The 9,136-nt window shown below is 55.6% G+C and carries 8 protein-coding genes; 5 read left to right on the top strand and 3 right to left on the bottom strand.

Annotation, left to right across the window (positions count from 1 at the left end; all coding sequences use genetic code 11):
* From ACF8AM_RS04365 to ACF8AM_RS04345, 5 genes are all read left to right on the top strand, one after another.
* Positions 1 to 202, top strand: a 202-nt coding sequence (locus ACF8AM_RS04365; protein ID WP_392554458.1) for a type II secretion system F family protein, incomplete at its 5' end; no start/stop codon positions are given.
* A 237-nt stretch (positions 203 to 439) separates the two neighbouring features.
* Positions 440 to 1,384 (top strand): ribokinase, encoded by a 945-nt coding sequence (gene rbsK, locus ACF8AM_RS04360; RefSeq protein WP_392554457.1) that lies wholly within the window; start codon positions 440 to 442, stop codon positions 1,382 to 1,384.
* 141 nt (positions 1,385 to 1,525) lie between these two features.
* Complete coding sequence (locus tag ACF8AM_RS04355) at positions 1,526 to 2,800, top strand: putative sensor domain DACNV-containing protein (protein ID WP_392554456.1); 1,275 nt, start codon at positions 1,526 to 1,528, stop codon at positions 2,798 to 2,800.
* A 172-nt stretch (positions 2,801 to 2,972) separates the two neighbouring features.
* Entirely contained in the window at positions 2,973 to 3,296 is a 324-nt protein-coding gene (locus tag ACF8AM_RS04350; RefSeq protein WP_392554455.1) for an ArsR/SmtB family transcription factor, read from the top strand.
* A gap of 248 nt (positions 3,297 to 3,544) precedes the next feature.
* Positions 3,545 to 4,426: a metallophosphoesterase family protein gene (locus ACF8AM_RS04345; protein ID WP_392554459.1), complete on the top strand. Its 882-nt coding sequence runs from the start codon at positions 3,545 to 3,547 to the stop codon at positions 4,424 to 4,426.
* Positions 4,427 to 4,510: 84 nt separating this feature from the next.
* On the opposite strand, the gene ACF8AM_RS04340 is transcribed toward ACF8AM_RS04345, so the two are convergent.
* From ACF8AM_RS04340 to ACF8AM_RS04330, 3 genes are all read right to left on the bottom strand, one after another.
* A complete protein-coding gene (locus tag ACF8AM_RS04340; protein ID WP_392554454.1) occupies positions 4,511 to 7,390 on the bottom strand; it encodes an FG-GAP-like repeat-containing protein in 2,880 nt (959 codons plus the stop codon).
* A gap of 257 nt (positions 7,391 to 7,647) precedes the next feature.
* Entirely contained in the window at positions 7,648 to 7,848 is a 201-nt protein-coding gene (locus ACF8AM_RS04335; protein WP_392554453.1) for a hypothetical protein, read from the bottom strand.
* Between the two features lie 112 nt (positions 7,849 to 7,960).
* A partial coding sequence (locus ACF8AM_RS04330; RefSeq protein ID WP_392554452.1) for a DUF1559 domain-containing protein occupies positions 7,961 to 9,136 on the bottom strand: 1,176 nt, incomplete at its 5' end.

Genomic DNA, 9,136 nt, shown 5'->3' with positions numbered 1-9,136 from the left:
GATCAGCGTCGGTGAAGAGAGCAACTCGCTTGACCGAGTGCTGCCCGAGATCGCCGATTCGCTTGAAAAGCGAACGTTCCGTCGACTCGATTTGTTTGTGCGATTGCTCGAGCCGATCATGCTACTCGTGATGGCGATTTTGGTTCTCGCCGTCGTGATGGCGTTGTTGGTTCCCGTCCTCAAGAGTAGTACCAGTTTGTAGTCGTGCACGGCCTTGACTGATTTGGCGTTCGGACGCCGGGCCGGCAAAGAACTGGTCGATGAAGCGTCCTGGCAGGACGGCCGCGTGAGGGCGACCGGTCTAAGTGTCTGATCACCAGTGATCGAAGGACGGGTTGTTTCTGCAAAATGTTTCGCCATCCTTGCAGCAAGTCGTCCAAGGTTTTCCGCATCCTTGCGTCTGTTGCAACCGATCGGAAGAGTAAGCAGGAACATTGCAATGAACTACGTGCCCACCTCCAAGAAGCAAATCACCGTCGTCGGATCAGCCAACGTGGATCTGACATTTCGGTCGGAACGATTCCCAAATCCTGGCGAGACGATTTCAGGCACATCGATGCAGCAGGGCATGGGCGGCAAAGGTGCCAACCAAGCCGTGGTCGCTGCGAGATTGGGAGCCCACGTCTCATTTGTTGCTCGAGTCGGAAAAGATGGCTTTGGGACACAAGCCATCCAAGCCTATCAGGCCGATGGGATCGACACTGCTTTTGTGCAGCAGTCGGAGCATCAACCGACCGGGACGGCGGCAATCATGGTCGATGACGCCGCTGAAAATTGCATCATCGTGGTCGCCGGCGCCAACGCAGAACTGACTCCAGACGATGTACGCCTGGCGACATGCATTCAGGATTCGGCGGTCGTATTGTGCCAACTGGAAACGCCAGTGAAAGCGGCGGTGGCGGCCTTTAAAATGGCACGGTCCGCGGGCGCATTGACGATGTTGACACCCGCTCCGGCTGAAAACGTCACGGACGAATTGCTGTCGCTGTGCGAGGTGGGCGTACCGAACAGAACTGAGATCGCGTCGCTCGTCGGTCAATCGGTTGATACGAGCGACGACGCCATCCACGCTGCGAAAGCGTTGCAGCAGCGAGGCGTCCGAACGGTCGCGCTGACGATGGGAAACCAAGGAGTTTGGGTGCTTGATGAGTCAGGCCCCGTTCACATTCCTGCAATCAAAGTGGATGCCGTCGATACCACGGGGGCTGGAGATGCTTTCACGGCGGCGTTGGCAGTTTTTCTTGCCGACGGATTGGCGGCTCCCGAAGCCGCGACGAGGGCCGCGAGAGTCGCTGCAATGTCTGTGATGCGTCCTGGTACGCAAACTTCATTTCCAACGCTGGAGGAGGTCAATGCATGGGACTCCTCCGCCCGAACGTGTTGAACGATCAATCGAAACAGTGATTCATTCGTTTTGCAGGTTGTTGTCGGTGGAGGATAGGTCGATCTGGCCATTTTCAACGAAGGCACGCAGCAGCATGGACGCCACCTCCATCAACAACTCTCGTTGGGAACCGCGAAACGCATGGATCAGTTCTCTTCCTACCCAGCCGAAATGGCTTCGGTTTTGTCCAAACAATGGGAATCGCGAGGGTTTCCCGCCGAATTGCTCCCGCCGACTGCGTCGCTGACTTCCTTGTTGGATGTTTGTTACCAAGCCAGTCTGCTGAGAGAAGAGGACGCGCCGGTACGATGCCGTGTGATCTACGCCAGTCCCACACAATTGCATTCGATCGCGACCGAACAACCGCGGCCACACGTTTTGTCGTTCTCAGAACCGGCCCCGCTCAGTGCTCACAATCTGCGAAAGCTTTACGCCGCAGCGGACTTCTATCGGGCGGCTTTGGCAGTCACGATCGACGAACACGGATCGCTGGTGATCTGGGGGTTGGTGGTCACGGGAACCGAATGGGGCAATCGCGTGGAAGGCAGCCGCTTCGACGGCGTTTCCTTGCCTCCCAACTTGGTTGTGCAAGCGATTCGTCCAGGTCACTTGGTGGCGTCATCTGGCTACCTGCGAGTTTTGGAAACCAACCAGGGCCAGTTGTTGATTGATGGGTTTGATCCCTTTCGCTCGTCTTGGATTTCGGGACGCTTCTCAAGTGTCCGGGAAGCGATGTTGAAGCGCTTGCCCGAAGGTCACGCCGGTGACGTCAACCGAACCAAAGTTTGCGAATCGTTCGTTCGTGATTTGGCGCAGAGCGTTGTTCGTCGCGTGTTGCGTTTGGTCAGGAATCGTCGCCATGGTGGTCTGATGGTGGTGCTGCCTGATGGTTCGCACGAAGACGGAACGTGCGAACGATGGCTGCGTTTTCGTGTTCAGTTCCAGGCCGATGATTCCACGTTGCTCTATCACGGAATGATGCAACGTTTGATGTCGCGAGCACTGGAAGTCGCCAAAACACGACAGCTTGAGGTGTTGACTTGGAATGACTATCAACAATTCCGTGACGCGGAACTGAGGCGTTACGACGACCAACTGATCGATTTCAGTCACTTTCTTGCGGACATGATGACGGTTGATGGAGCATTGATTCTCGATCACAGTTTTCGGTTGATCGGTTTCGGCGGCGAAATACTGGGCGACACTCCTGTTCAACAAATCCATCGTGCAACCGACATCGAGGGCCATCAAACGGTGGTCGAACGCGCCGATTCGGCTGGCACGCGGCACCGGTCTGCCTACCGCTTGGTCAACGGACTGAACCAAGCGATTGCCGTGGTGGTTTCGCAAGATGGCGATGTTCGATTCGTCGCTCATCACAACGACCAACTCACGTATTGGCCCTACCTGCCCTGATTGGTTCGAACGCGGCAGCATCTCGAGAACCGCGTGGCTCGACGAAGCGGATGATGTCGTCCATCGGTCTGCGTCCGGTGGGAAATCGAGCGATCCAAATCCGTTGACCGATCGCCAGCGGAAGGGTAACCTTCATCGCTAGTCTACGATGGTTCCAACGAGGGATGCTGATTTGGCAAAAACAACCAAGAAGTGCTGCGATTCCGCGCCCGTCCAATTGAAGGACGACCCTACCGCAGAAGACTTCGCAAAACTCGCCTGGGCGATCGCTCATCCGGCCCGTGTGCAAATTGTTCGCTTCTTGATTGGACGAGAAGCGTGCATGTGCGGCGAAATCGTGAATCAGTTGCCATTGGCTCAGTCCACCGTCTCTCAACACCTGAAGATTTTGAAGGAATCAGGTTTGATCCAGGGCGAAGTCGATGGGCCGAAAGTTTGCTACTGCGTCAACACGGAACGTTTGAAGCACTTCAAAGCCCTCGTGGCGGAACTGTAGGACACTGTCTGGCAACGCAATCGTCGTCGCCGTTTTTGCCACGCTTCTTCACGTGGCGTTCTGCGAATCTTCATGGAAACTTTCGCGTGCGGCAAGAATCCGTTTTTGATCCGCTCCGGAGGCAACGCGTGACTGTTCGACGAGTTCAGAGCCGGTAGATTGAACGCAACGACGCTCATATTGGACGTCGGCATTCAAACTGACTTCCCCTACGAAACTCTGGAACTGACAACGTGAATCCTCGCAACATGGAACGCAGGGCGCTGCTTCGAGATGGCTCTTTGGTACTGGCGGCGACTGCGATCACGCCATCATTGCTGATGGAAGGTCTCTCCGTCGCGGAAGATTCCAGCGACTCTGTGCGTGTGGCAATGGTCACCGACTTGCACTATGCCGACAAACCGCCAGCCGGTTCACGCCACTACCGGGAAACGCTTGGCAAACTGGACACCGCCAGCAAGCAATTTGCTGATGACAAACCCGATCTTTTGGTCGAACTGGGGGATTTGATCGACGCGGCGGATTCGGTCGAGGTTGAACTCGGGTATCTCAAAACCATCAACCAACGTTTTTCGGCCATCTGCGACGATCGACATTACGTCTTGGGCAATCACTGCGTTGACACACTGACCAAACAAGAATTCTTGGCTGGCGTTGAAAAGGAAAGCTCGTACTACTCATTCGATCGCAAGGGCATTCACTTTGTTGTGTTGGACTCGTGCTTTCGCAGCGACGGCACGCCTTACCAACGTCGCAACTTCACTTGGACGGACGCCAATGTGTCGGCAGAGGAATTGGAATGGTTGCGTGCCGATTTGCAATCCAATCAAAAGCCAACCATTGTGTTCGCCCACCAGCGTCTCGATGTCAGCAATCACCATGGCGTCAAAAATGGTGCTGACGTGCGAAAGGTGCTGGAAGAATCAGACAACGTCGTGGCTGTCTTCCAAGGTCACAGCCACCACAATGACCTGAATGACATTGGCGGGATTCATTACTGCACGATGGCCGCCATGGTCGAAGGCTCGGGACCAGAAAGCAACGGCTATTCCATGATGGAAATCCATCCTGATGGCTCGATTCAAATCCAAGGCTTTGTGCGTCAAGCAAGCTATCAGTGGCCGGCTTGAGTCCTGGCGGTCGCACTGTAGAAATGGGAACGCCGAATTCGTTTTGCATTCCCGTTGCGGCCTCAGTCGTTCGGTGAGTTTTTTTCAGGGAATGGAGACGCGTTGGTCGCTCGCCAGGATGAATGCGTCCGATTGTTTTTGAACCACCAGCACGTCGCGGTCGGGAAACGTCTGAATGGATTGCTGTTGTCCGTTGGGCCAAGTGATGGTTGCGTCGATCAAGACATCCGAAGCAATCGGCCCCAGCCCAAACAGCAGTGTTTTGTCGCTGGAACTCATGTAACCATCACCGGCGACCAACCACTTGCTTTGTGTTTGGTCGCCCGCTCGCACGGTGATCACGGATCCAATCGCATCCCTCGAAGAGTCGGTTCCCACCAAACGGAACGCAACGGCACGGTTGCGTTTGGTAGATTGGGTCCGGTTGCACAACACTCGGGCGGAGTCGCCTTGATGAGTGACGATCAAATCGATGTTTCGGTCGCGATTGATGTCCACCTTCCAAACCGCCCGACCAACATGCTTGCTTTGGAAATAGGGCGTCAATCCATCGTTTGAGAGGAATGCAAAACGGTTTTGGGACGTCGTCCAAAGCTGAGGCGATTGAGCGTAGCCGCTGAGTGAGTCGTGATGCACATGTCCGTTGCAGACCATCACTTCTTGCGACGCGTCGTTGTCGAGGTCCACCGCCACCGTTCCAAAAGCAAGTCCATCGACACTGGGACCGTACAGTCCCGCTGGCCGAGTTTGGTCCGACCAAATGCCAGAACTCTTTTGAAGATAAAGAGTGTTGTGTTCCTCTTCAAAGTTCGTGACGTAGAAATCCAAGTCTTGATCGCCGTCGAAGTCGGCTGTCGCGATTCCCATGCTGGCTTGCGGACGCGAACGCCAATCCAACGCCAGGCCGCACAAGGTGCCACTTTCGATCCAGGTGGACGCATCGGTCGGCGATTGTGACCAGAAGTGGTTGCTGGTCATGTCATTGGCCACAAAGACATCCAACGACGCGCTGGAGTCCAATTGACCGACAACCACTCCCAGCCCACGACCAGGATTGCGTGGGATGGCGTTCCATTCCTCCGTGACGTTTTGAAAACCGCCCCGTGGTTTGCCCCGATAGAAGTGATCGATGTCGGCGCTAAAATGAGTCGGTGCGCAGTATTCCAACTCACCGCTGGGGCGTCGGCAACGTCTTTGGAGCGGCGCTTCCGGGACGCAGTAACGAAGCACCACCATGTCAGCGAGACCGTCACGATCCAAATCCGCAATCGCACCGCTGGTGGACCAGGCGTTTGGATTGACATCGAACCATTCCGGTGCCTCCGCAAAAGTCCCGTCGCCGTTGGTCAGAAAGACTTGATTGGTGCCATAGTTGAGTTGAACCAAGTCCACAAATCCATCGGCGTTCAGATCGCCTGTCACGGTGCCTTGAGCAAAGCCGCGATTCATCAACCCCGCGACCACTCGCACGGGCCGCAACTGCGACGCTTCATTGCGATACAAATTGCTCGTGCTCAACCCATTGCCGTTCACCGATTGAGTCGTGCCGGCCACAAAGACATCCGGCCATCCGTCCAGGTCGTAGTCCAACGACGCGCCTCCGGATCCAAGCTGCGAATAGATCGGGATCATTCCGTTTGCGAGCCGAATGGGTTGGTTCGTTGCTCCCTTCAGTCCAAACGCCTCGCTTTCGTCAACCACACGGAAGGTTGCTGACGTGGCGGCAGTGATAGGGGACTGGGGGACACCCGGTGAAGTTGCTTTCTGCAAGGATTGTTGGGAGAGCGAAGAAAACAAGGTCATTGGAAAGCTGATGTCTGCCTGCGAGCGGATCGTCTCAAACGCATGTTGCTTTGCCTGCCACGGAAGATCCGAACGCAATTTGGAAACCACTTTTTCGCGTAACTCCGTCGCCTGCGGTGTGTCGACACCGGATTCGCGAATCGCGTTGGCGAGCCATGCTTCCGCTTCCCAGTGGTGGCCTAGTTGATCGAGCAAGTCGGCAATGGAGATCGCGATCTCGGTCGACTTCATCTGCGATCGATAGTAGCGATCTTTTTCCTGAACCAAACGCTCCAACAACTCCGCACTTCGAGAAAGTTCCGATAGCAGCGTTGGTGTGATCCACGCATGGTTATCACCTACAATCTTCAGCGTTCGTGCAAACTTCGCGTGCACCTTGCCAACCCCTGCGTTTCGCTGAATCGCTTCCCAGTATGCTCGAGCAGCGACGGCGGGTTGTTCCGATTGCATCGCCAAGTCGCCTACCGTGGCCCAGTGCATCCATGACTCGCGTTTAACCGATTCGGGGGTCTCTCTCAGATGGGTTTCCAATGCTGTGAATTGGCCATCCAAAAACAACCGCTCTGATTCAATGCACCAAGCGGGGGCAAAGGATGGGTATTGCTTCAGGATCTCTTGGAGCAGCTCACCCGCTTGATTGAATTTGCCTTGGTCGAGAAACACTCGCGCCTGGCCGATGCTCAATCGAGAATCGTCGGGATTGCGTTTCCAAAGCACCGTCAACGATTGGATCTCGCGATCTCGTTGTTCGTTTTGCCCCATCGAAAACAACAGCACGGAATCGAAATGTCGTTGCCGGATCAGGGTTCGCCCGTGCGGGAGGGCTCTTTCCGTTTGTTCTGAGTTGACCAAGCAATCAAACAGCCAACGACGCGTTTCCTTCCGATCGGGATGTTTTTTAACGACATCGTCAAGCAAGTCGATCGCTTCAAATAGTTGTCCCGTCGACATCAACCCCGCCACCGCCTGCAGAACCAAAGGTTCTGTTTGAAATCGATCGACTCGCGACGCATCAACCAGCCAGCGTGCCGCCTCGTTGGTCTTTCCCAGGTTCTGCTTCACCGTCGCGGTCGCGACCAGAATGCCGACGTCATTTGGGAAACGTAGCATCGCTTCTTGAGCCATTGACTCGGCGTGTTCCCAGCCGAGTTGTCGCCCCATCGCCAAAATTTCGTCGGCCCCAACCGCTTCGTCGGCAGCGATGGTTTGTCCGCGGGGTTCGTCCTTTGACGCAATCGTCGGCGAGCGGTCTGGCTGCTTCGGCGACTCCGTGACGGTGGGGCCATTGGGACTGCATCCAGCAACGCAACAGAATGTCCCCGCGCATAAAAAAACTCTGAGCAAGACACACAGGGTGTCCAACTCAGAGCGAAATTGGGGGATGACGTTGAGAGCTGCCCGCAAAACAAAGGCCTCGGTTAGCGTTTGGGCTTCATCTCTTTGGCCATGGCTTCGTCGGACTCAACCATTTGTTGTTGCGATTCTTGCAACATGCGGTTGTATTCATCAAATTCGCTGTCACTGATCTCGCTAGCAATGTTGGTTGGTTGGCTGTCGCCGCAACCGACGGACAAGGCGAGCATTGCACAGCACGCAAACAAGGTAAATCGTGTTTTCATGGTTCTATGACAGAAGGTGTGCTTCCAAAACAGTGCGTTTTGAGTGATGGAGTGGAAAAAACGTGCGGCCAAGTCAGCAGTGGCTCGGCCGCACGCGTGAATCATCTGAAAATCAGAAGGCCTCTTCGATAATTTCCTTCGCGGCTCGAGTGCCCAAGGCACCCCAGATACCGTAAGGGCTTCTCGCACCCGGAGTCCGATAAGCGTTGACGCTTAGGTGACTCTGGTTGCCCGCATCGATCGAGTCGGTCATGAATTTCACTGCACCGTCACCCATCAAGACGTGGACACCTCCTTGGTGGCGGCTCGACGCCGAGTACCAACCCGAGTTGCCTGCATTTTGCTCGTTGCAGATCGGGCTGTTCGGTGGTTGAGCGGTGAAGAAGCCGCTGAAGTTGGGCAAGTGTTCTGCCCAGCGGAACCCGCGACCGTTGACACCACCAACCGTGTTCTGCGACCCATCCCAGAATTGAGGACGAGCAGGGTCGACCAAGTTGTCGCAATCGTTGGGTGGGTACTTGCGAACAAACGACCATCCACGGTTCAGCGGTGACGTACGAACGTCTTTGTCGCCCAAGTCCGTTGCAATCTCACCAGCGGCAACTGTGTTCGAAAGACCGTCCAGCACGTCGCGGAAACGACGGCTCTTATGCACCGTGAAGAAACCTCGCCCAGCACCTTGAATTTCCTTTGCCAACGTCGGGTTGATGTTGTCGTATCCAATCGGTGCGCTGTTGTTCCAATCGCCCTGGTGAGCTCGTTCTGCGGAGTCACCCAAGTTGGCGGCGTAGTTCGTACGACCCAGCGAAGGCAGCCCGACACCTGGATCGCTCGGGCAACGGAACGTTGGCAGTTGTGTCACCCATGGGGTGTAGAGAATCTCATCGGGGGTTGGCCCCATGGGGCTGAAAGGACCGCCATTGCGAGTCGCGCCGCCGCTGACTCCGCCATTTCCGCTGGCTGCCGGCGGACTGGCGCCCCGTGAATCTTCATTCAGCGGGTTGGAGATCATCTCCCACAACCCCTGCTGTTCGATGAAGGGAGTCAACCCAACCAACCAGCTCAAACGCCCGTTGTTGGAGACTTCCGATGGACGCCAAATTTTATTGGAGTACGGATCGTTGGTGCCGCCGCCGTGGATCGGCAACTGATTGTAGGCACTGTGGTAGTTGTGGATCGCGAGACCGATCTGTTTGAAATTGTTGCTGCAACTCATTCTCCGTGCCGCTTCCCGCGCAGCTTGGACCGCAGGCAACAACAAACCAACCAAAACACCAATGATCGCAAT

It is taken from the genome of Rhodopirellula sp. JB055 (genome assembly GCF_043100905.1).
Lineage (GTDB): Bacteria > Planctomycetota > Planctomycetia > Pirellulales > Pirellulaceae > Rhodopirellula.
Note: the sequence above shows the minus strand (reverse complement) of the source record. Positions and strands in the feature narration are given on the sequence as shown.